General features: G+C 60.6%; 17 protein-coding genes and 1 tRNA gene. 17 read left to right on the forward strand and 1 reads right to left on the reverse strand.

Annotated features, from left to right (window positions below):
* From AC1RTB_RS26030 to AC1RTB_RS26095, 14 genes are all read left to right on the forward strand, one after another.
* Nucleotides 1-114, forward strand: a 114-nt coding sequence (locus tag AC1RTB_RS26030) for an EF-Tu C-terminal domain-related protein (RefSeq protein WP_492882191.1), incomplete at its 5' end; no start/stop codon positions are given.
* A 126-nt stretch (nt 115-240) separates the two neighbouring features.
* Nucleotides 241-1,842 (forward strand): COG3904 family protein, encoded by a 1,602-nt coding sequence (locus AC1RTB_RS26035; RefSeq protein ID WP_492882190.1) that lies wholly within the window; start codon nt 241-243, stop codon nt 1,840-1,842.
* A 165-nt stretch (nt 1,843-2,007) separates the two neighbouring features.
* Complete coding sequence (locus AC1RTB_RS26040; RefSeq protein WP_492882189.1) at nt 2,008-2,487, forward strand: group II truncated hemoglobin; 480 nt, start codon at nt 2,008-2,010, stop codon at nt 2,485-2,487.
* Nucleotides 2,488-2,684: 197 nt separating this feature from the next.
* A tRNA-Trp gene (locus AC1RTB_RS26045) sits at nt 2,685-2,760 on the forward strand.
* A gap of 307 nt (nt 2,761-3,067) precedes the next feature.
* Nucleotides 3,068-3,268, forward strand: a complete 201-nt coding sequence (gene secE, locus AC1RTB_RS26050; RefSeq protein WP_067966516.1) for a preprotein translocase subunit SecE — start codon at nt 3,068-3,070, stop codon at nt 3,266-3,268.
* A gap of 26 nt (nt 3,269-3,294) precedes the next feature.
* On the forward strand, nt 3,295-3,822 hold the full coding sequence (gene nusG / locus AC1RTB_RS26055; RefSeq protein WP_492882188.1) for a transcription termination/antitermination protein NusG: 528 nt from the start codon (nt 3,295-3,297) through the stop codon (nt 3,820-3,822).
* A gap of 155 nt (nt 3,823-3,977) precedes the next feature.
* A complete protein-coding gene (gene rplK, locus AC1RTB_RS26060; protein WP_492882187.1) occupies nt 3,978-4,406 on the forward strand; it encodes a 50S ribosomal protein L11 in 429 nt (142 codons plus the stop codon).
* Between the two features lie 4 nt (nt 4,407-4,410).
* The gene (gene rplA / locus AC1RTB_RS26065; RefSeq protein WP_492882186.1) at nt 4,411-5,109 is read left to right on the forward strand and encodes a 50S ribosomal protein L1; all 699 of its coding nucleotides are present in this window, start codon (nt 4,411-4,413) and stop codon (nt 5,107-5,109) included.
* Between the two features lie 388 nt (nt 5,110-5,497).
* A complete protein-coding gene (gene rplJ, locus AC1RTB_RS26070) occupies nt 5,498-6,016 on the forward strand; it encodes a 50S ribosomal protein L10 (protein WP_492882185.1) in 519 nt (172 codons plus the stop codon).
* A 54-nt stretch (nt 6,017-6,070) separates the two neighbouring features.
* Nucleotides 6,071-6,442, forward strand: coding sequence for a 50S ribosomal protein L7/L12 (gene rplL / locus AC1RTB_RS26075; RefSeq protein WP_476783467.1), 372 nt, complete (start codon nt 6,071-6,073; stop codon nt 6,440-6,442).
* Between the two features lie 207 nt (nt 6,443-6,649).
* Nucleotides 6,650-10,783: a DNA-directed RNA polymerase subunit beta gene (gene rpoB / locus AC1RTB_RS26080; protein WP_492882184.1), complete on the forward strand. Its 4,134-nt coding sequence runs from the start codon at nt 6,650-6,652 to the stop codon at nt 10,781-10,783.
* A 193-nt stretch (nt 10,784-10,976) separates the two neighbouring features.
* A complete protein-coding gene (gene rpoC / locus AC1RTB_RS26085; protein ID WP_492882183.1) occupies nt 10,977-15,173 on the forward strand; it encodes a DNA-directed RNA polymerase subunit beta' in 4,197 nt (1,398 codons plus the stop codon).
* 134 nt (nt 15,174-15,307) lie between these two features.
* Entirely contained in the window at nt 15,308-16,402 is a 1,095-nt protein-coding gene (locus AC1RTB_RS26090; protein ID WP_492882182.1) for an esterase-like activity of phytase family protein, read from the forward strand.
* 181 nt (nt 16,403-16,583) lie between these two features.
* On the forward strand, nt 16,584-18,005 hold the full coding sequence (locus AC1RTB_RS26095; protein ID WP_492882181.1) for an APC family permease: 1,422 nt from the start codon (nt 16,584-16,586) through the stop codon (nt 18,003-18,005).
* Nucleotides 18,006-18,012: 7 nt separating this feature from the next.
* On the opposite strand, the gene AC1RTB_RS26100 is transcribed toward AC1RTB_RS26095, so the two are convergent.
* Nucleotides 18,013-18,294, reverse strand: a complete 282-nt coding sequence (locus tag AC1RTB_RS26100; RefSeq protein ID WP_476786974.1) for a transcriptional regulator — start codon at nt 18,292-18,294, stop codon at nt 18,013-18,015.
* 475 nt (nt 18,295-18,769) lie between these two features.
* On the opposite strand from AC1RTB_RS26100, the gene rpsL reads away from it, so the two are divergent.
* The 3 genes from rpsL (at nt 18,770) to fusA (ending at nt 21,810) form a co-directional block, all read left to right on the forward strand.
* Entirely contained in the window at nt 18,770-19,141 is a 372-nt protein-coding gene (rpsL, locus tag AC1RTB_RS26105; RefSeq protein ID WP_008837709.1) for a 30S ribosomal protein S12, read from the forward strand.
* Between the two features lie 75 nt (nt 19,142-19,216).
* A complete protein-coding gene (rpsG, locus tag AC1RTB_RS26110; protein WP_476786465.1) occupies nt 19,217-19,687 on the forward strand; it encodes a 30S ribosomal protein S7 in 471 nt (156 codons plus the stop codon).
* Between the two features lie 32 nt (nt 19,688-19,719).
* Nucleotides 19,720-21,810 (forward strand): elongation factor G, encoded by a 2,091-nt coding sequence (gene fusA / locus AC1RTB_RS26115; RefSeq protein ID WP_492882180.1) that lies wholly within the window; start codon nt 19,720-19,722, stop codon nt 21,808-21,810.
* Nucleotides 21,811-21,954: the final 144 nt, after the last annotated feature.

Genomic DNA, 21,954 nt, shown 5'->3' on the forward strand with positions numbered 1-21,954 from the left:
ACCGTCGATGTCGAGCTGATCGTGCCGATCGCCATGGAAGAGAAGCTGCGCTTCGCTATCCGTGAAGGTGGCCGTACTGTCGGCGCCGGCATCGTCGCTTCGATCAAAGAGTGATCGACGCTTCAATTCGTGCATCAAGGGCGGCCTTCGGGCCGCCCTTTTTGTTTGGCCGATACGTTGCAAGTCTCGGTTCCGACAGTACTATCGCTCTGGGTAACGGCTGGTTTGGGGGATCCGCCAATGGGGAAGGGCTCGCGCTTAGTCTGGCAGGAACTTGTCCTGTCGTTTGCTCTCGTTGTCGCAATGGCGCTGTTGCTCCCGGCCTCGGCGGAGGCCGCCAAGAGCAAGACTCCGGAGGATGACGGGCCGCCCATGCGCTTTGTCGTCGTGCGCAGCTCTTCGCCGGGGTGTGAGCCATTCTGTCCGGAATGGATTTCAGCCGAAGGCGCGATCACGCTAGCGACGCCAGCTGCCTTCAGGAAATTTCTCAAGAAACTCGGTGACAAGCGGTTGCCGGTCATCGTGACTTCGCCAGGCGGCCGGGTCGAGGCAGCCTTGGAGTTGGGCCGCATCCTGCGTGACCGCAAGCTCGACATCGGCGTAGGCCTGACGCGCTTTGTCGAATGCGCTCCCGAGCAGAAGGGCTGCAAGCTCGATCCGTCCAGGAAAGGTATCTACCAGGGCGCTCTGTACTCGGCTGGTGCCTACTGTGCCTCCGCCTGCTCGATGATGTTTGCGGGCGGAGTGCGCCGGCATGTCGGCCAGTGGGCTTACATGGGCGTGCATCAGGTGACGTCCTACGTAACGCAGCAGAAGATCACCTATCGCGAGACCTACAGGGTCGTGAAAGGCAAGAGAAAGACCGTCAGCCGCAAGGTCGTCCGGCGCAAGACGGTGGGCAGCTACACCACCACCAAGATGGGAAAGACATTCAACGCCAAGATGTTGGCCTATCTCAAGGAGATGGGGGTCAAGCAGGCCATGTACGAGGTCGGGCAAAGCACGCCCGCCGCCGAGATGCGCCAGCTGGCGCCCGTCGAAATGCTCAACATGAACCTGATAACCAGCCTCGATGCGACCGACGTGCTGGCGAGCATCGAGAATTGCAGGATCGCGACCCCAGCCGCGAACTGCATTCTGGCGCCAGGACAAAAGCTTGCGTCCGATTCCTACCCCAAGCCACTCGTGGCCAAAGAACCCGGGATGTGGCTGGCAGTCGTGCGTTCGGTCGGGGCCTGTGAACCTGATTGCCCGGAATGGATCTCCGCCGAAGGGCAGGTCGACGAAGCTACACCGCAGCGGCTGGAAACTCTGCTCAAGGAACTAGGTGACATAAAGCTGCCATTGGTAGTTTCCTCAAGCGAGGGAGATCCGATTGCCGCGATGCTGATGGGGCGCGTTGTCCGCGCAAACGGCCTTGATGTGGCCGTTGGGCGCACGTTCTTTGCCGGCTGCCAGCCGAACGGTAAGGGCTGCACCGGTTGGCAAGGTGACGGGCGGCCATATCTGGGCATAGCGGGATCAGGTGGGGCGGAATGTGGCGAGAGTTGCCTTTTGGTGCTGTCCGCAGGAAAGACCCGACTGATTGGCGAGGGAGTTCCTGCCGGCTGGGGTTCCAGTCCGGCACTGGACGCTCCAATACGCAATCATTACCTCGTGCAGATGGGGGTTGGACCGAAAGCAGGCGATGCGGCAACCGGTTATGGCAAGTTGGATGAAGTTGCGCTGGCTCTCCTCCGGGAGGGCTACCTGACGACCAGGTCGGGTTCAGTCCAACTTCTGATCGACAGTGGCCTTTGCCGGACTTCACCTCGGCCGGTGAACTGCCGGGCACTGCACTAGTCGGTAGGTGGCGTAGTGGCGCCTGCTCAAGCAGATCGACGAACCTGCCATGACTGGGCTGTGGCTGAAACGATCCTAGGCTGTTGTACTGAGGTGCGTTTCTTCGTGGACTTCCGTCCCACGATCCCGCTCCCCATATGCCTCCAACGCAATAGGAGGAAGGCAATGCAAAAGGACGTGCCGACATTGTTCGAGTGGGCTGGCGGCGCCGCAGCGCTCAACCGGCTGACGAGCGTATTCTATGACAAGGTGCGTAGCGATACGCTGCTCGAACCGGTGTTTCGCCATATGTCCGTCGATCATCCAGCGCATGTCGCCGCGTTCATCGGGGAGGTCTTTGGCGGGCCGAAGGACTACAGCGAGGCGCATGGCGGCCATCCTGCGATGATCAGCCATCACCTCAACAGGCACCTGACCGAGGAACAGCGTCGGCAGTGGATCGCGCTGTTGCTCGATGCCGCCGATGAAGTGAAGCTGCCCGACGATCCGGAGTTTCGCTCGGCATTCGTTGCTTACATCGAATGGGGCACGCGGCTGGCCAAGCTGAACTCTCAGGATGGTGCTGCGCCCACACTCCACGAGCCGATGCCCAGTTGGGGCTGGGGTGTGCCAGGTGGACCCTACGTGCCGCCCTCCAAATCCTGACCTGAAACGGGACCTGGGCGCTGGTGATCCCTGTGTCTCGCTGGGCTGCTCGCGTCGTCGGGCTGGCCAGGGCGCCTCTGTTGCGCCCGGTGAAGTTCCGCCTGTGAATGTTCACAACATGCTTCATTGCGCTCTTTACAGACGGCTCGGAAATCCTTAGGAAACCCGTGCTGCGCAGATGATGCGCGGCGCAATGCACGGGCATAGCTCAGTTGGTAGAGCGGCGGTCTCCAAAACCGCAGGTCGTAGGTTCGAGCCCTGCTGCCCGTGCCAGTCTTGCCAGAATTCGCTAATTCAGGCATAAGAGACTTTCGATAGCCGGAACGGAACGACTGGATGGTTCCGAAGCGGCGTTTAAACGTAAAGCTGTACCCTGCCACTTGCGTGGAAAGAGAATCGGTTTTATGTAAGCGAAACAGACACGCGGCGCGTGGAGCTGGGGATCCGGCTTTACGCGTCCGAATTGCATGGGCGGAATGTTTGCGCTGATTCGGCGCGGATAACCTCTCATGCAGCGGCACCTCCCGGTCACGGGATCATCCAGAAGTCCGGTCAACGGACGTTGAAAGCAGAGCGGCACATGGCGAAAACCACGAACCCCTTCACCTTTCTGCAGCAGGTAAGGTCGGAAACGGCGAAGGTTACGTGGCCATCACGGCGCGAGACGATGATCTCCACGGTCATGGTTTTAGGCTTTGCGATTATTGCGATGATTTTCTTTTTTGCCGCAGACCAGCTGATGGCATTCGCTGTCGAGCAGATCCTGGGCATGGGCCGCTAAGGCTGCGAATACGGAGAATTCCTGAGATGACTGCGCGCTGGTATATCGTCCACGCCTATTCGAACTTCGAAAAGAAGGTCGCTGAGGACATTGTGCACAAGGCCAAGCAGAAGGGCCTGAGCGACCAGATCGAGCAGATCGTCGTTCCCACTGAGAAGGTTGTTGAGGTTCGCCGCGGCCGCAAGGTCGACGCCGAGCGCAAGTTCTTCCCGGGCTACGTGCTGCTGAAGGCCCATTTGACCGACGCTGTTTTCTCGCTCGTGAAGAACACGCCGAAGGTCACTGGTTTCCTTGGCGATTCAAAGCCTGTGCCGATCACGGAAGCCGAAGCCCAGCGCATCCTGAATCAGGTTCAGGAAGGCGTCGAGCGTCCCAAGCCGTCTGTCACGTTCGAGATCGGTGAAGCGGTTCGCGTTTCCGACGGTCCGTTCGCGTCGTTTAACGGTTTCGTCCAGGAAGTGGACGAGGAGCGTGCGCGCCTCAAGGTGGAAGTTTCGATCTTCGGGCGCGCCGTGCCTGTCGATCTCGAATTCGGTCAGGTCGAAAAGGGCTGATCGAAGCGCCCGTCGCCGGTTTCGGTGGTGGGCAGTGTCAGGCGCATGCCTGGCGCAAGCATGGTGGGAGAAGAGGCGGCTTAGCCGGTTGTCTTTTTCGCACCACCGAACTGCAACCGCCGGGTCCTCCGGCATAAAACGAAGGCAGGAAAGAGATGGCTAAGAAAGTTGCGGGCCAGCTCAAGCTCCAGGTTTCCGCGGGTTCGGCGACACCGTCGCCCCCGATCGGTCCGGCGCTTGGTCAGCGTGGCATCAACATCATGGAGTTCTGCAAGGCGTTCAACGCCCAGACCCAGGAGCTCGAGAAGGGATCTCCGATCCCGGTCGTGATCACCTATTACCAGGACAAGTCGTTCACCTTCGTCATGAAGACGCCGCCGGTGGCCTACTTCCTGAAGAAGGCAGCCAACCTCAAGTCGGGCTCCAAGGAGCCGGGCAAGATCAAGGCTGGCGAGATCAGCGGCGCCAAGGTGCGCGAGATCGCCGAAATCAAGATGAAGGACCTGAACGCGAACGATATCGAAGCCGCGATCAAGATGATCGAAGGCTCGGCTCGTTCGATGGGCCTGGAAGTGGTGGGCTGAGATCATGGCTAAGATTGCAAAGCGCGTTTCCAAGTCCCGCGAAGGCATCGATGCGGACAAGGCTTATGGCCTTGGCGAAGCCATCGAGCTTTTGAAGGCTCGCTCGTCGGTCAAGTTCGACGAGACCATCGAAGTCGCCATGAACCTCGGCGTCGACCCGCGCCACGCTGACCAGATGGTCCGCGGCGTGGTCAACCTGCCGAACGGCACGGGCCGCACGGTCCGCGTCGCGGTGTTCGCTCGCGACGCAAAGGCTGATGAAGCCCGCGCTGCCGGCGCCGACATCGTTGGTGCGGAAGATCTCGTCGATATCGTCCAGAAGGGCCAGATCGACTTCGATCGCTGCATCGCCACCCCCGACATGATGCCGCTCGTCGGCCGTCTCGGTAAGGTGCTTGGCCCACGCGGCATGATGCCGAACCCGAAGGTCGGCACGGTGACCACCGACGTCGCCGCGGCCGTCAAGGCTTCGAAGGGCGGCGCCGTTGAGTTCCGCGTCGAGAAGGCCGGCATCATCCACGGCGGCGTTGGCAAGGTCTCGTTCGAAGTCAAGGCGCTGGAAGAAAACATCCGTGCTTTTGCTGACGCGGTCAACAAGGCCAAGCCGGCTGGCGCCAAGGGCGTGTACGTCAAGAAGGTGTCTGTCACCTCGACGATGGGCCCAGGCCTCAAGATCGACCTCGGCACGCTCGTCGCGTCGTGATCGTTTGAATTGGGATCTGCCAGCAACGGCATGATCCTGAAAAGAATTCCGGGCCTCCGGGCCCGGATTTTCGAAAGTTGGCAACAACTTTCGAAATCCTGTCCGAGATTGCAGGCGGTCCAAGCGACCCTTGGTCCTTAATTCGAATGGGCCTGCATGAGACGGGGTGAAGACCAGACAAAGGAGCCTTTGCTCCAATGAAAGGTTCGAACCGTGTTTGCCTTTTGTCTGCGCATCGCGCCGGGCCACAAGCCCGTCAGGTGTGGCGAAAGGGGGCAGGATCCTCGAGCGCCGTTCGGGTGATCTGGAATTTCTGGATTAGCCGCCCGGCAAAAGGCAACCCGACCGCTCGCCCCGCAAATGGGAGGCGGTCAACTGGAGATAGGCAGTGGACAGAGCGGAAAAACGCGAACTCGTCACGGGCCTGAATGACGCGTTCTCGAACGCAGGTTCAGTCGTCGTGGCCCACTATGCCGGTATCACCGTCGCGCAAATGAACGATCTTCGTGTGAAGATGCGTCAGGCCGGCGGCACCGTCAAAGTCGCGAAGAACCGTCTCGCCAAAATCGCTCTTCAGGGCACGGAATCCGAAAGCATCATCGATCTGTTCAAGGGACAGACGCTGGTTGCCTATTCGGATGATCCGATTGCAGCGCCGAAGGTCGCGTCCGACTTCGCCAAGGCCAATGACAAGCTTGTCATCCTTGGTGGTTCGATGGGCACGACCTTGCTGAACGCCGATGGAGTCAAGGCACTTGCCGCGCTCCCGTCGCTCAACGAGCTGCGTGCAAAGCTGGTTGGCATGATCGCCACCCCGGCTACCCGGATCGCCCAGATCGTCAATGCGCCAGCGGCTTCGGTCGCGCGCGTCATTGGCGCTTACGCCCGGAAGGACGAGGCGGCATGAGGCCGTTCCTCGCTATCATCAACACTCGTTCGAACTGATTGAAGGAATAGATAAATGGCTGATCTCGCAAAGATCGTTGACGACCTGTCGGCCCTGACCGTCCTCGAGGCGGCTGAGCTGTCGAAGCTTCTCGAAGAAAAGTGGGGCGTTTCCGCCGCTGCTCCGGTTGCTGTTGCTGCCGCTGGCGGCGCTGCTGCTGCTCCGGTCGAAGAGAAGACCGAGTTCGATGTCATCCTGGCAGCTGCCGGCGACAAGAAGATCGAAGTCATCAAGGAAGTCCGCGCCATCACCGGCCTGGGCCTCAAGGAAGCCAAGGATCTCGTCGAAGGCGCTCCGAAGCCGGTCAAGGAAGGCGTTTCCAAGGCCGACGCAGAGAAGCTCAAGGCTCAGCTGGAAGCAGCTGGCGCCAAGATCGAGCTTAAGTAAGCTCACGGTTTCGGTGGGCGGCCCAATCGCCGCCCACCGGCTCCCGTGACCCGGGGGGATTGTGGGGAACCTATTTCCTGATGGCCGCAAGCGGCTTTCAGGAAACGGGTTTTCGCCCGTTTTGGATAGGCCGCCGCCGAGGCGGCGCGAAAATGCAAGGTGAGCATTAGCGACGCTCACCCCAAGTAAAGGCAGCAAGGAGCGACGATGGCCCAGATCCAGACTTTCAATGGCCGCAGACGCGTACGCAAGTTCTTCGGAAAGATTCCCGAAGTTGCGGAGATGCCGAACCTCATCGAGGTTCAAAAGGCATCCTACGATCAGTTCCTGATGGTGGACGAGCCCAAGGGCGGACGTCCCGATGAAGGACTGCAGGCCGTTTTCAAGTCGGTCTTCCCGATCTCTGACTTCTCCGGCGCGTCGATGCTGGAGTTCGTCAAGTATGAGTTCGAAGCACCGAAGTTCGACGTCGACGAGTGCCGTCAGCGCGATCTGACCTTTGCTGCGCCGCTCAAGGTGACGCTGCGCCTCATCGTGTTCGATATTGACGAGGATACCGGCGCGAAGTCGATCAAGGACATCAAGGAGCAGGACGTCTACATGGGCGACATGCCGCTCATGACGTCCAACGGCACCTTCATCGTCAACGGCACCGAGCGCGTCATCGTTTCGCAGATGCACCGTTCGCCGGGCGTCTTCTTCGATCACGACAAGGGCAAGTCGCACTCGTCGGGCAAGCTTCTGTTTGCCGCGCGCGTCATTCCTTACCGTGGTTCGTGGCTCGACATCGAGTTCGACTCCAAGGACATCGTCCACGCCCGTATCGACCGTCGCCGCAAGATCCCGGTGACGTCGCTGCTGATGGCGCTCGGCATGGACGGCGAGGAGATCCTGTCGACCTTCTACAACAAGATCACCTACAAGAAGTCGGGCGATCACTGGCGCATTCCGTTCTCGGTCGAGCGTTTCCGCGGCCTCAAGGCCGTCGGCGATCTTGTTGATGCCGACACAGGCGAAATCGTCGTCGAGGCTGGCAAGAAGATCACCGCGCGTCAGGCCAAGCAGCTTGCCGAAAAGGGCCTCAAGGCGATCAAGGCGACCGAAGACGATCTCTTCGGCAGCTACCTCGCCGAGGACATCGTCAACTACGCCACCGGCGAGATCTTCCTCGAAGCCGGCGACGAGATCGACGAAAAGACCCTCAAGGTTCTGCTTTCGGCCGGCGAGGAAGAGATCAAGATCCTCGACATCGATCATATCAATGTCGGCGGCTACATCCGCAACACGCTCACGGTCGACAAGAACGAAAGCCGCCAGGACGCGCTGTTTGACATCTACCGCGTCATGCGCCCGGGCGAGCCGCCTACGCTCGATACCGCCGAAGCGATGTTCAACTCGCTGTTCTTTGACAGCGAGCGCTACGACCTTTCGGCCGTCGGCCGCGTCAAGATGAACATGCGTCTCGAGCTCAACGCGGAAGACACAGTGCGTGTCCTGCGCAAGGACGACATCCTTGCCGTGGTCAAGACGCTGGTCGAACTGCGTGACGGCAAGGGCGAGATCGACGACATCGACAACCTCGGCAACCGCCGTGTCCGTTCGGTCGGCGAGCTGATGGAAAATCAGTACCGCGTCGGTCTGCTGCGCATGGAGCGTGCGATCAAGGAACGTATGTCCTCGATCGAAATCGACACGGTCATGCCGCAGGACCTGATCAACGCCAAGCCGGCGGCTGCCGCCGTGCGCGAGTTCTTCGGTTCCTCGCAGCTGTCGCAGTTCATGGATCAGACCAACCCGCTGTCGGAGATCACCCACAAGCGTCGTCTTTCGGCGCTTGGACCCGGTGGTCTGACCCGCGAGCGCGCTGGCTTCGAAGTCCGCGACGTGCATCCGACCCACTACGGCCGTATCTGCCCGATTGAGACGCCGGAAGGCCCGAATATCGGTCTGATCAACTCGCTGGCTACCTTCGCACGCGTCAACAAGTACGGCTTCATCGAAAGCCCGTACCGCAAGATCGTCGACGGCAAGCTGACCAACGAGGTTGTCTATCTGTCGGCTATGGAAGAGGCCAAGCACTTCGTTGCCCAGGCCAACGCCGAGCTCGACAAGGACGGCCACTTCGTCGATGAGTTCGTCATCTGCCGTAATGCCGGCGATGTGATGATGGCGCCGCGCGAAAACGTCGATCTTATGGACGTTTCGCCCAAGCAGATGGTGTCGGTCGCAGCAGCGCTGATCCCGTTCCTGGAAAACGACGACGCCAACCGCGCTCTGATGGGCTCGAACATGCAGCGTCAGGCCGTGCCGCTGGTGCGCGCCGAGGCTCCGTTCGTCGGAACCGGCATGGAACCGATCGTTGCGCGTGACTCGGGCGCCGCCATCGGTGCTCGCCGTGGCGGTATCGTCGACCAGGTCGACGCGACGCGTATCGTTGTCCGTGCGACGGAAGACCTCCATCCGGGCAAGTCCGGCGTCGACATCTACCGTCTGATGAAGTTCCAGCGTTCAAACCAGAACACCTGCATCAACCAGCGTCCGCTGGTTCGCATGGGTGACCGGGTCAACAAGGGCGACATCATCGCGGACGGTCCGTCGACCGAGCTCGGCGATCTGGCTCTCGGCCGTAACGTGCTCGTCGCGTTCATGCCTTGGAACGGCTACAACTACGAGGACTCGATCTTGCTCTCCGAGCGCATCGTGGCCGACGACGTCTTCACCTCGATCCACATCGAGGAGTTCGAGGTCATGGCCCGCGATACGAAGCTTGGGCCTGAGGAAATCACCCGCGACATTCCGAACGTTTCGGAAGAAGCGCTGAAGAACCTCGACGAAGCGGGTATTGTCTACATCGGTGCGGAAGTGGCTCCTGGCGACATTCTGGTCGGCAAGATCACGCCGAAGGGCGAAAGCCCGATGACGCCGGAAGAGAAGCTTCTGCGTGCCATCTTCGGCGAAAAGGCCTCGGATGTCCGTGACACCTCCATGCGGATGCCGCCCGGAACCTACGGCACCATCGTCGAAGTTCGCGTCTTCAACCGCCACGGCGTGGAGAAGGACGAACGCGCCATGGCTATCGAGCGCGAGGAAATCGAGCGTCTCGCCAAGGACCGTGACGACGAGCAGGCGATCCTCGATCGTAACGTCTACAGCCGCCTGAGCGACATGCTCATCGGCAAGGACGCGATTGCCGGACCGAAGGGCTTCAAGAAGGGCTCGACCGTCGCCAAGGAGACGCTGGACGACTATCCGCGTTCGCAGTGGTGGCAGTTCGCCGTCGAAGACGAGAAGATGCAGGGTGAGCTCGAAGCTCTGCGCGGCCAGTACGACGACTCCAAGAAGCAGCTCGAGCAGCGCTTCATGGACAAGGTCGAAAAGGTGCAGCGCGGCGACGAGATGCCACCCGGCGTGATGAAGATGGTCAAGGTCTTCGTTGCGGTGAAGCGCAAGATGCAGCCCGGCGACAAGATGGCCGGCCGTCACGGCAACAAGGGTGTCGTGTCGCGTATCGTTCCGGTCGAGGACATGCCGTTCCTCGAAGACGGAACGCATGCGGACATCGTGCTCAACCCGCTCGGCGTGCCATCGCGCATGAATGTCGGCCAGATTCTGGAAACGCATCTGGGCTGGGCATGCGCAGGCATGGGCAAGAAGATCGGTGAGCTGATCGAGGCGTACAAGGCGGGTGGCGATATCAAGCCGCTGCGCGAGACGCTCGAGAGCTTCATTCCGGCCAACGACCGCAACGAGCCGGTCCGTGATTATGACGACGAAAGCATCGTTCGCCTCAGCGAGCAGATGAAGCGTGGCGTCTCGATCGCGACCCCGGTGTTCGACGGCGCGCATGAAGCCGACATCAATATTATGTTGGAGCAGGCGGGGCTTCACACTTCCGGCCAGTCGCAGTTGTACGACGGACGTACGGGCGAGCCGTTCGACCGCATGGTGACCATGGGCTACATCTATATGCTCAAGCTTCACCACCTGGTCGACGACAAGATCCACGCCCGTTCGATCGGACCTTACTCGCTCGTTACCCAGCAGCCGCTGGGCGGCAAGGCGCAGTTCGGTGGCCAGCGCTTCGGCGAAATGGAGGTCTGGGCGCTCGAAGCCTACGGCGCCGCCTACACGCTGCAGGAAATGCTGACCGTGAAGTCGGACGACGTGGCCGGCCGTACCAAGGTCTACGAGGCGATCGTGCGCGGCGACGACACGTTCGAAGCGGGCATTCCCGAGAGCTTCAACGTTCTCGTCAAGGAAATGCGTTCGCTGGGCCTCAATGTCGAGCTTGAGAACACCAAGATCGACGAAACGCACCGGCTGCCCGACGCAGCCGAGTAAGCACTAAAAGGCGCGCCGCGGGATTTTCCCGCGGCGTCGCCGCAGAGCACGATCCCGGTAAACGGGTGCCGTTTTCGGTCAAGATCGTGCTCGAATGATGAGAATTTTTCGGCGACGGCCGACACAGCTGGCGGGCGCTCTGGTCCGCACACGATGACAAGGGGCTTTCGAGGGCCCCGAAAAGGAGAACGGCATGAACCAAGAGGTCATGAATCTCTTCAACCCTCAGGCGCCTGCGCAGGTGTTCGATTCCATCCGGATTTCGCTCGCCAGCCCTGAGAAGATTCTGTCCTGGTCGTTCGGCGAAATCAAAAAGCCGGAGACGATCAACTACCGCACCTTCAAGCCGGAGCGTGACGGGCTGTTCTGCGCCCGCATCTTTGGCCCGATCAAGGACTACGAGTGCCTGTGCGGCAAGTACAAGCGCATGAAGTACAAGGGCGTCATCTGCGAAAAGTGCGGCGTGGAAGTGACGCTGTCGCGCGTTCGCCGCGAGCGCATGGGCCACATCGAACTGGCCGCGCCCGTCGCCCATATCTGGTTCCTGAAGTCGCTGCCGAGCCGTATCGGCACGCTGCTCGACATGACGCTCAAGGATATCGAGCGCGTCCTGTACTTCGAGAACTACATTGTCACAGAGCCGGGCCTGACCGCGCTCAAGGAGCACCAGCTCCTTGGCGAGGAAGAGTACCAGATCGCCGTCGACGAGTATGGCGAGGATTCGTTCACCGCCATGATCGGCGCGGAAGCCATCCATGACCTGCTTGCCAGCATGGATCTCGAAAAGATCGCCGGCGACCTGCGCTCGGAACTCGCCACGACCACGTCCGAGCTCAAGCAGAAGAAGTATCTCAAGCGCCTCAAGGTCGTTGAGAACTTCATGGAATCGGGCAATCGTCCCGAGTGGATGATCATGAAGGTCGTGCCGGTGATCCCGCCGGACCTGCGTCCGCTGGTCCCGCTGGATGGCGGCCGCTTTGCGACGTCCGACCTGAACGATCTCTATCGCCGCGTCATCAACCGCAACAACCGCTTGAAGCGTCTGATCGAGCTGCGTGCGCCTGGCATCATCATCCGCAACGAAAAGCGCATGCTGCAGGAGGCCGTCGACGCACTGTTCGACAACGGCCGCCGCGGCCGCGTCATCACCGGTGCCAACAAGCGTCCGCTGAAGTCGCTGTCCGACATGCTCAAGGGCAAGCAGGGCCGCTTCCGTCAGAACCTGCTCGGCAAGCGCGTCGACTATTCCGGCCGTTCGGTCATCGTGACCGGTCCGGAGCTCAAGCTGCACCAGTGCGGCCTGCCGAAGAAGATGGCGCTCGAGCTGTTCAAGCCGTTCATCTACGCCCGTCTCGACGCCAAGGGTTACTCCTCGACCGTCAAGCAGGCCAAGAAGCTGGTCGAAAAGGAAAAGCCGGAAGTCTGGGATATCCTCGACGAGGTCATCCGCGAGCATCCGGTGCTGCTCAACCGCGCGCCGACGCTGCACCGCCTGGGCATCCAGGCCTTCGAGCCCATTCTGATCGAAGGCAAGGCGATCCAGCTGCACCCGCTCGTCTGCACGGCCTTCAACGCCGACTTCGACGGCGACCAGATGGCTGTCCACGTTCCGCTGTCGCTCGAGGCTCAGCTCGAAGCACGCGTGCTGATGATGTCGACCAACAACATCCTGCACCCGGCTTCCGGCGCGCCGATCATCGTGCCGTCGCAGGACATGGTTCTCGGTCTCTACTATCTCTCGATCGTCAACCAGAACGAGCCGGGCGAGGGCATGGTGTTTGCCGACATGGGCGAACTCCAGCACGCGCTTGAGACCAAGGCAGTCACGCTGCATTCCAAGATCAAGGGTCGTTTCCGTACTGTCGACGCCGCTGGCAATGTCGTGTCCAACATCCATGAGACGACGCCTGGGCGCATGATCATCGGCGAACTGCTGCCGAAGAACGTCAACGTGCCTTACGACACGGCTAACCAGGAGATGACCAAGAAGAACATCTCCAAGATGATCGACACCGTCTACCGCCACTGCGGTCAGAAAGAGACGGTCATCTTCTGCGATCGCATCATGGCCCTGGGCTTCGCTCATGCCTGCCGCGCCGGCATTTCGTTCGGCAAGGACGACATGCTGATCCCGGATACCAAGGAGAAGCTGGTCGCCGACACCGAGGCGCTCGCCAAGGAATACGAGCAGCAGTACAATGACGGCCTGATCACGCAGGGCGAGAAGTACAACAAGGTCGTCGACGCCTGGGCCAAGTGCTCGGAAAAGGTCGCCGACGAAATGATGGCCCGCATCAAGGCGGTGGAGTTCGAAGACAACGGCCGTCAGAAGCCGATGAACTCGATCTACATGATGTCGCACTCCGGTGCGCGTGGTTCGCCCACCCAGATGCGTCAGCTTGCCGGTATGCGTGGCCTGATGGCCAAGCCGTCGGGTGAAATCATCGAGACGCCGATCATTTCCAACTTCAAGGAGGGTCTGACGGTTCTCGAGTACTTCAACTCGACCCACGGTGCCCGTAAGGGTCTCGCCGATACCGCTCTGAAGACGGCCAACTCCGGCTACCTGACCCGTCGTCTCGTCGACGTGGCACAGGATTGCATCGTCAACTCGGTTGATTGCGGCACCGACAAGGGCCTCACCATGCAGCCGATCGTCGATGCCGGCCAGGTGGTCGCTTCGCTCGGCCTGCGTATCCTCGGCCGTACGTCGCTCGACGACATCAACCACCCGGTTACTGGCGATCTGCTGGTCAAGGCCGGTACGCTGATGGACGAGCGCGACATCGAGGTGATCGAGAAGGCTGGCGTGCAGTCGGTTCGCATCCGCTCGGCACTGACCTGCGAAGTCAAGGTCGGCGTCTGCGCGGTCTGCTACGGTCGCGATCTGGCACGCGGTACCCCGGTCAACCAGGGCGAAGCTGTCGGCGTCATCGCCGCTCAGTCGATCGGCGAGCCGGGCACGCAGCTCACCATGCGTACCTTCCACATGGGCGGTACCGCGCAGGTGGTGGACAGCTCGTTCCTTGAAGCCTCCTATGAGGGCAAGGTCGAGATCCGCAACCGCAACGTGGTTCGCAACTCCGACGGCAACCTTGTCGTGATGGGCCGCAACATGGCGATCCTGATCCTCGACGAAGCCGGCAAGGAGCGTGCCACGCACCGTGTCACCTATGGTTCGCGCATCTTCGTGGACGATGGCGACAAGGTGAAGCGCGGCCAGCGTGTTGCCGAGTGGGATCCCTACACCCGTCCGATCCTCACCGAAATCGAAGGCCGTGTGGCGTTCGAGGATCTGGTCGACGGCATTTCCGTGCAGGAAACGGCCGACGAATCGACCGGCATCACCAAGCGTGAGGTCATCGACTGGCGTTCGACCCCGCGCGGCAACGATCTGAAGCCCGCGATGGTCGTTCAGGATGCCAAGGGCAAGGTCGGCAAGCTGTCGAAGGGCGGCGATGCTCGCTTCCTGCTCTCGGTCGAGGCCATTCTTTCGGTCGAGCCTGGTGCGCTTGTGCATCCTGGCGACGTTTTGGCGCGTATCCCGATGGAAAGCGCGAAGACCAAGGACATCACCGGCGGTCTGCCGCGTGTTGCCGAGCTCTTCGAAGCCCGCCGTCCGAAGGATCACGCCATCATCGCCGAGATCGACGGTACGGTTCGCTTCGGCCGCGACTACAAGAACAAGCGCCGCATCATCATCGAGCCGCATGACTCGACGCTTGAGCCGGTCGAATACCTGATCCCGAAGGGCAAGCCGTTCCATCTTCAGGACGGCGACGCCATCGAAAAGGGCGACTACATCCTCGACGGCAATCCGGCGCCGCACGACATTCTGGCCATCAAGGGCGTGGAGGCGCTTGCGTCCTACCTCGTCAACGAGATCCAGGAAGTCTACCGGTTGCAGGGCGTGTCGATCAACGACAAGCACATCGAGGTCATCGTTCGTCAGATGCTGCAGAAGGTCGAGATCACCGCTCAGGGCGACTCGGTCTACATCCCGGGCGATCATGTCGATGTCATCGAGTTCGACGAGATCAACGATCGCCTGATCGAGGAAGGCAAGAAGCCCGCCGAAGGTCAGCCGGTTCTGCTCGGTATCACCAAGGCATCGCTGCAGACGCCGTCCTTCATCTCGGCCGCTTCCTTCCAGGAAACGACCAGGGTGCTGACGGAAGCTGCGGTCGCCGGCAAGACCGACATGCTGCAGGGTCTCAAGGAAAACGTCATCGTCGGCCGCCTTATCCCGGCCGGCACGGGCGGCATGATGAGCCAGATCAGGCGCATCGCCACCTCGCGCGACGAACTGATCCTCGACGAGCGCCGCAAGCTCTCGGGTGTCGAGGTCGCCGAGCCGATCCTGACCGACATGGTCAACGCCGCTCAGTAAGGGCGTCGTCCAACAAGAATGGGAAAGGGGGCTTCGGCCCCCTTTTTTCATTTGGGTGACACCTGAGCTTCATGTGCCTGTCAAATGCCGTCGCTATCGCTGCCGGTCAGACGCGCATTACAGGTGACCGCATCATGAAGTTTGTTCTTTCCGCCATCGCTGCCGTGCTGGCTTCATCAGTGATTTCCGCCCACGCCCAAGACGCCAGTCCGCTCAAGGCGACGCTGCTCGGCCAGGTCGTTTTGCCGACCGGCTTGAAGATCGCGGGAACCGAGTTCGGCGGCATTTCCGGCCTCGACTACGACGCGGCGAGCGGGCTGTTTTATGCCATCTCCGATGACCGCTCAGAACGGGCGCCGGCGCGGCTTTACAGGCTGAATCTTGCGATCGACGACAAGGGTGTCCACGGCATCGACATCGTGTCGAGCTCTGATCTACGTAACGCTGACGGCGCTGTCTTTGCCAAGAAGGACGTCGACCCGGAGGCGATCCGCTTCGACGCCTCGGCAAGCCGGATATTCTGGTCGAGCGAGGGCGATGCTGCCGGCCAACCGGCGATCTATGAAGCCAAGCCCGATGGTAGCCACATCAAGAGCTTCGCCATTCCCGAGGCTTACCTGCCCGATGCTGACAAGACCCGCGGCGTCCGCGGCAATCTTGCCTTCGAAAGCCTTGCCATTTCGCTCGACGGCAAGACCCTTTGGGCAGGAACCGAAAATGCGCTGACCCAGGACTGCGAAAAGGCCACGCTGGAAGCCGGCAGCCCGTCGCGCATCATCGGCTTCGACATCGCCAGTGGCGCGGTGACCGCCGAATATGTCTACGAGAACGGCCCGATCTTCACCAAGGCAACGCAGGACCCGTTCTACAACGATAACGGCCTCTCCGAATTCCTGTTCTTCGGACCTGACGAGCTGCTGACCGTCGAGCGTTCCTTCGCCCTTGGCACAGGCAACGAGATCAATTTCTATCTGGCGAGCTTTGCGGGCGCCACCGACGTGAAGGGCGTCGCATCGATCAAGGATGTCACCGCAAAGCCGATGTCCAAGCGCAAGGTGCTGACGATCGGCGAAGGTGATTTCGGTCTCGACATCGACAATATCGAATCTGTGACCTGGGGGCCGGAAGTAGAAGGCAAACGCACGCTGGTGATCGCCTCCGACAACAATTTCAGCCTCGAGCAGTTCACCCAGTTCGTGGTGTTGAAACTGGACGCCGCCACCAACTGACAAGATCGTCTGCCAATGCTGACGATGAAAGCCGCTGGATCACTGCAGCGGCTTTTCTTTTGAAGTTGCGCTATTTCAGCATGTTTGCATGGTGTCCACTTGGATGCGGCGCCATTTGACATCCTGGACTTGCGAAAATAGCCTCCTCCTTGCAAGCCATCAGCCCTGAGAGGAGTGCCCGATGACCGACGTCCCCTCCAATGCGAAAGGACAGGCGGTGCCGGTGGAGCCCAGCCTCCATCGTGTCATGGGTCCGTGGCTGCTTTTGCTGTTCATCGTCGGCGACATCTTGGGCACCGGCATCTACGCGCTGACGGGACAGGTGGCCAAGCAGGTCGGCGGCGTGGTCTGGCTGCCGTTCCTGGTCGCCTTTATCGTGGCCGTCATCACCGCCTTCAGCTATCTTGAACTGGTCACCAAATATCCGAAGGCCGCAGGTGCCGCCCTTTATGCCCACAAGGCCTTCGGCATCCATTTCATCACCTTCATCGTTGCCTTTACCGTGATGTGCTCGGGCATTACCTCGGCATCGACCGCCTCGCGGGCGTTCGCTGCCAATTTGTCCGGCGCCTTCGACCTGGGGCTCACCGGAACCTACGGTATTACGCTGATCGGCCTGGCATTCATGGCGATCGTTGCTGCCGTGAATTTTCGCGGCGTCGGCGAAAGCGTCAAGGCCAACGTCGTTTTGACCTGCGTCGAGTTCACCGGCCTGATGATCATCATCGTCATCGGCCTTTGGGCGATCGGCGCGGGCGAGGGCGATGTTTCCCGCATCACCCAGTTTCACGCGGCGCCCGACCGCAGTGCATTCTGGTCGGTGATCGCTGCGACCACGCTTGCCTTCTTCGCCATGGTCGGCTTCGAGGACTCGGTCAACATGGCCGAGGAATGCAAGGACCCGACGCGCATCTTCCCGAAGGTATTGCTGACCGGCCTGCTGATTACGGGCGTCATTTACGTGCTGGTGTCGATCTCGGCGATCACGCTGGTGCCGCCTGAGGAACTGGGCGAGGGTGAGACGCCTCTGCTCAAGGTCGTTCAGGCCGGCGCGCCGAATTTCCCGATCTGGATCTTCGGCTTCATCACCATGTTCGCCGTCGCCAACAGCGCGCTCATCAACATGCTGATGGCCAGCCGCCTGGTCTATGGCATGAGCCGCGAGCACGTCCTGCCGCAGGCGCTCGGCAAGGTCCATGCGTCACGACGTACACCTTATATAGCGATCGGCTTCACCACCTTGCTGGCCTTTGCGCTGATCACCTTCGTCGGCGAGGTGCCGGCGCTGGGTGGCACCACGGCCTTGCTGCTGCTCGGCGTCTTCACGGTGGTCAACATCGCGGTTCTGGTGCTGCGCAAGGACAGGGTCGGTCACGACCATTTCAGGACACCGACGCTGCTGCCGGTTCTGGGCGCCTTGGCTTGCGCCTTCTTTGCCGGACCCTGGACCGGACGGGATCCGGTTCAATACAAGATCGCCGGCGTCCTGATCGGCATCGGCGTCGTGCTGTGGTTCGTGACCGTCCTGGTCAATCGCGCCACGGGCCAAAAGCCCGCCGAACCGGAGATGGCCGACATCGGCGGGGCAGGGCCGGTCAACTGACCTGAAGTCAGCGCGGCTCGTTAAAGGTGACGATCGAGACTTCGCCTTCGAGCGCGCCTTGATAGGCTGATATCTGCGGCTCGTCGTCGGGTTCGCCCTGCATGTCGCCGATCTGATCAAGCTCGGCTTCGGCGTAACCTTCCTTGGCCAGGGCGTCGAGTGCCAGGCGCACGGCGGTATCGTCGTCCGGTGCGACGAGCATGATATGGACGCCTTCGGGCTTGCCGCCCTTCTTGCGCCAGACTCGGCCGGTTATGATTGTCACCGGCCGCTCTTCGTTGTCGTTCATCCGTGATTCCCTGTTTTAGATTCGCAAGAGCGGGGATTCGCCCCGGTTTCAGCGATTTTCGCATGAAGAGTGGGGGCAAAACAGGGCAAACAGCGTCACAAACCGGCTTGGTCTCTATGTTGCAGCGCAATAAAGTTGCTCTAGGCCCCTTGCACGGCCCGAAGTGCCAGTTTCGTTAAGGTTTTTAGAGGGACGGGGTTGACGGTTCCCGGTCATGCGAGTAGATACCGCCTCGTCTGAGCCGATGTGAGGTTGGTCTTTCCGAAGCGACAAGCTTTAGAGTTCACCTCAAACAGGGTTCGTTTTTTACGAGCGAGAAGACATTTCCGGCGTGCATGAAGCGGTTCCGCTTCCTCTGCCTTTGTTCGGGCAAGACCGCCAGTCGCGGTTTGGGGCCCGAATTTGCGTATGGATTTTGCGCTTGAAGCCGCCCCGAACGGGCTTGAGACACGGAATTGAGAGACAAGAGGGTTTAATGCCTACCGTCAACCAGCTGATCCGCAAGCCGCGCATTGCGCCGGTGAAGCGCAACAAGGTTCCGGCCATGCAGGCCAACCCGCAGAAGCGGGGCGTTTGCACACGCGTTTATACGACGACGCCGAAGAAGCCGAACTCGGCTCTGCGTAAGGTCGCGAAGATCCGCCTGACCAATGGTTTTGAAGTGATCGGCTACATCCCCGGCGAAGGCCATAACCTTCAGGAGCACTCCGTGGTTATGATCCGCGGCGGTCGTGTGAAGGATCTTCCGGGCGTGCGCTATCACATCATCCGTGGCGTGCTCGACACGCAGGGTGTGAAGAACCGCAAGCAGCGCCGTTCGAAGTACGGTGCCAAGCGTCCGAAGTAATTCGGGTTCTGCAATTAGGCGCTGCGCGAGGTTCTCCGCGTATTAGAGCGCCGGTCAAAGTTGAGAGACAAAAGTATGTCCCGTCGTCACAGTGCAGAAAAGCGCGAAATCAACCCGGATCCTAAGTTTGGCGATCTGGTTGTTACCAAGTTCATGAATGCCGTCATGTATGACGGCAAGAAGTCGATCGCCGAAACGATCGTCTACGGTGCGCTTGACCAGGTCCAGGCTAAGACCAAGCAGGAGCCGGTCACCGTCTTCCATCAGGCGCTCGACAATGTCGCGCCGCATGTGGAAGTGCGTTCGCGTCGTGTTGGCGGCGCTACCTACCAGGTTCCGGTCGATGTGCGCCCCGAGCGCCGTCAGGCACTCGCCATTCGCTGGCTGATCACTGCCGCCCGCAACCGCAACGAGACCACCATGGTCGACCGCCTCTCCGGCGAGCTGATGGATGCGGCTAACAACCGCGGCACCGCCGTGAAGAAGCGTGAAGACACCCACAAGATGGCGGAAGCCAACCGCGCCTTCGCGCACTACCGCTGGTAACGGCGCGAACGAACGACTGAGAGGCACCTCCCATGGCCCGCGAATACAAGATCGAAGACTACCGCAATTTCGGTATCATGGCGCATATCGACGCCGGCAAGACCACGACCACCGAGCGCATCCTTTATTACACGGGCAAGTCGCACAAGATCGGCGAAGTCCATGACGGCGCTGCCACCATGGACTGGATGGAGCAGGAGCAGGAACGCGGCATCACGATCACGTCTGCCGCGACCACGACCTTCTGGAAGGGCCGTGACGGCAATCTGCGTCGCTTCAACATCATCGACACCCCCGGCCACGTCGACTTCACCATCGAAGTCGAGCGTTCGCTGCGCGTTCTCGACGGCGCCATTGCGCTGCTCGATGCCAACGCCGGTGTTGAGCCGCAGACCGAGACCGTGTGGCGCCAGGCGGACAAGTACAACGTCCCGCGCATGATCTTCTGCAACAAGATGGACAAGATCGGCGCCGATTTCTATCGCTCCTATGACATGATCAAGTCGCGCCTCGGTGCCACTGCGGTCGCCGTCCAGCTGCCGATCGGTGCTGAATCGGAATTCAAAGGCGTTGTCGATCTTATCGAGATGAACGCTCTGGTCTGGCGCGATGAGAGCCTGGGTGCTGCCTGGGACATCGTCGAGATCCCGGACGACCTCAAGGAAAAGGCCGCGGAATTCCGCGACAAGATGATCGAGGCCGCCGTCGAAATGGACGAGACGGCTCTTGAGAACTACCTCGAAGGCAAGATGCCGTCGAACGACGAACTGCGTGCGCTGATCCGCAAGGGCACCATCGCCGTCAAGTTCTTCCCGATGTTCTGTGGCTCGGCCTTCAAGAACAAGGGCGTGCAGCCCCTGCTCGACGGCGTCGTTGAGTTCCTGCCGTCGCCGCTCGACGTTCCGGCCATCAAGGGCATCGATGCCAAGACCGAAGCCGAGATCGAGCGTCACGCTGACGACAGCGAGCCGCTTTCGATGCTGGCGTTCAAGATCATGAACGATCCGTTCGTCGGTTCGCTGACCTTCTGCCGCATCTACTCGGGCAAGGTGGTCAAGGGCGCGTCGCTCGAAAACACCGTCAAGGGCAAGAAAGAGCGTCTCGGCCGTATGCTGCAGATGCACTCGAATTCGCGCTCCGACATTGAAGAGGCTTTCGCCGGCGACATCGTCGCTCTGGCTGGCCTCAAGGAAACGACCACCGGCGACACGCTCTGCGATCCGCTGCACCCGGTCATCCTCGAGCGCATGGAATTCCCCGAGCCGGTCATTCAGATCGCCATCGAGCCGAAGACCAAGGGCGACCAGGAAAAGATGGGCCTCGCGCTCAATCGTCTGGCTGCTGAAGATCCTTCGTTCCGCGTCAAGTCGGATGAAGAGTCGGGTCAGACCATCATCTCCGGCATGGGCGAGCTGCATCTCGACATCATCGTCGACCGCATGCGTCGCGAGTTCAAGGTCGAGGCGAACGTCGGCGCGCCGCAGGTTGCGTATCGCGAGACGATCACCCGCACCCACGAGCAGGATTACACCCACAAGAAGCAGTCGGGTGGTACGGGCCAGTTCGCTCGCGTCAAGATCGTGTTCGAGCCGAACCCCGAGGGCGAAGATTTCGTCTTCGAATCGAAGATCGTCGGTGGTGCGGTTCCGAAGGAATACATCCCCGGTGTCGACAAGGGTCTCCGCAGCGTTCTGTCTTCGGGCCCGTTCGCGGGCTTCCCGATGATCGGCGTCAAGGCGACGCTGATCGACGGTGCCTACCACGATGTCGACTCCTCGGTGCTGGCCTTCGAAATCGCCGGTCGCGCCTGCCTTCGCGAAGCTGCTCCGAAGCTGGGTGTCCAGCTGCTCGAGCCAATCATGAAGGTCGAAGTCGTGACGCCGGAAGATTATGTCGGCAACGTTATTGGCGACTTGAACAGCCGTCGTGGTCAGATCCAGGGCCAGGAAAGCCGTGGTATCGCCGTCGTCGTCAACGCGATGGTGCCGCTGGCCAACATGTTCAAGTATGTGGACAGCTTGCGCTCGATGTCGCAGGGCCGCGCCCAGTACACGATGCAGTTCGACCACTACGAGGCGGTTCCGACCGCGGTCGCACAGGAAGTTCAGAAGAAATACGCGTAGTTCCAACGAATTGCAGCGTTTTATTAATTCAACGCCCTTATCGGGCTAGCAAGAATGGAGACCTCACATGGCAAAAGGTAAATTCGAGCGTAATAAGCCTCATGTGAACATTGGCACGATTGGTCACGTTGACCACGGCAAGAC

The organism is Aminobacter sp. GW821-FHT11F06 (genome assembly GCF_058808215.1).

What these genes read in the sequence shown, in the direction of transcription:
- AC1RTB_RS26035 (WP_492882190.1), top strand. Translation starts at nt 241, where the DNA reads ATGGGGAAGGGCTCGCGCTTAGTCTGGCAGGAACTTGTCCTGTCGTTT.
- rpsL (WP_008837709.1), top strand. Translation starts at nt 18,770, where the DNA reads ATGCCTACCGTCAACCAGCTGATCCGCAAGCCGCGCATTGCGCCGGTG.
- rpoB (WP_492882184.1), top strand. Translation starts at nt 6,650, where the DNA reads ATGGCCCAGATCCAGACTTTCAATGGCCGCAGACGCGTACGCAAGTTC.
- AC1RTB_RS26090 (WP_492882182.1), top strand. Translation starts at nt 15,308, where the DNA reads ATGAAGTTTGTTCTTTCCGCCATCGCTGCCGTGCTGGCTTCATCAGTG.
- rplA (WP_492882186.1), top strand. Translation starts at nt 4,411, where the DNA reads ATGGCTAAGATTGCAAAGCGCGTTTCCAAGTCCCGCGAAGGCATCGAT.
- AC1RTB_RS26095 (WP_492882181.1), top strand. Translation starts at nt 16,584, where the DNA reads ATGACCGACGTCCCCTCCAATGCGAAAGGACAGGCGGTGCCGGTGGAG.
- AC1RTB_RS26100 (WP_476786974.1), bottom strand. Translation starts at nt 18,294, where the DNA reads ATGAACGACAACGAAGAGCGGCCGGTGACAATCATAACCGGCCGAGTC.
- rpoC (WP_492882183.1), top strand. Translation starts at nt 10,977, where the DNA reads ATGAACCAAGAGGTCATGAATCTCTTCAACCCTCAGGCGCCTGCGCAG.
- secE (WP_067966516.1), top strand. Translation starts at nt 3,068, where the DNA reads ATGGCGAAAACCACGAACCCCTTCACCTTTCTGCAGCAGGTAAGGTCG.
- rplL (WP_476783467.1), top strand. Translation starts at nt 6,071, where the DNA reads ATGGCTGATCTCGCAAAGATCGTTGACGACCTGTCGGCCCTGACCGTC.
- nusG (WP_492882188.1), top strand. Translation starts at nt 3,295, where the DNA reads ATGACTGCGCGCTGGTATATCGTCCACGCCTATTCGAACTTCGAAAAG.
- fusA (WP_492882180.1), top strand. Translation starts at nt 19,720, where the DNA reads ATGGCCCGCGAATACAAGATCGAAGACTACCGCAATTTCGGTATCATG.
- AC1RTB_RS26040 (WP_492882189.1), top strand. Translation starts at nt 2,008, where the DNA reads ATGCAAAAGGACGTGCCGACATTGTTCGAGTGGGCTGGCGGCGCCGCA.
- rpsG (WP_476786465.1), top strand. Translation starts at nt 19,217, where the DNA reads ATGTCCCGTCGTCACAGTGCAGAAAAGCGCGAAATCAACCCGGATCCT.
- rplK (WP_492882187.1), top strand. Translation starts at nt 3,978, where the DNA reads ATGGCTAAGAAAGTTGCGGGCCAGCTCAAGCTCCAGGTTTCCGCGGGT.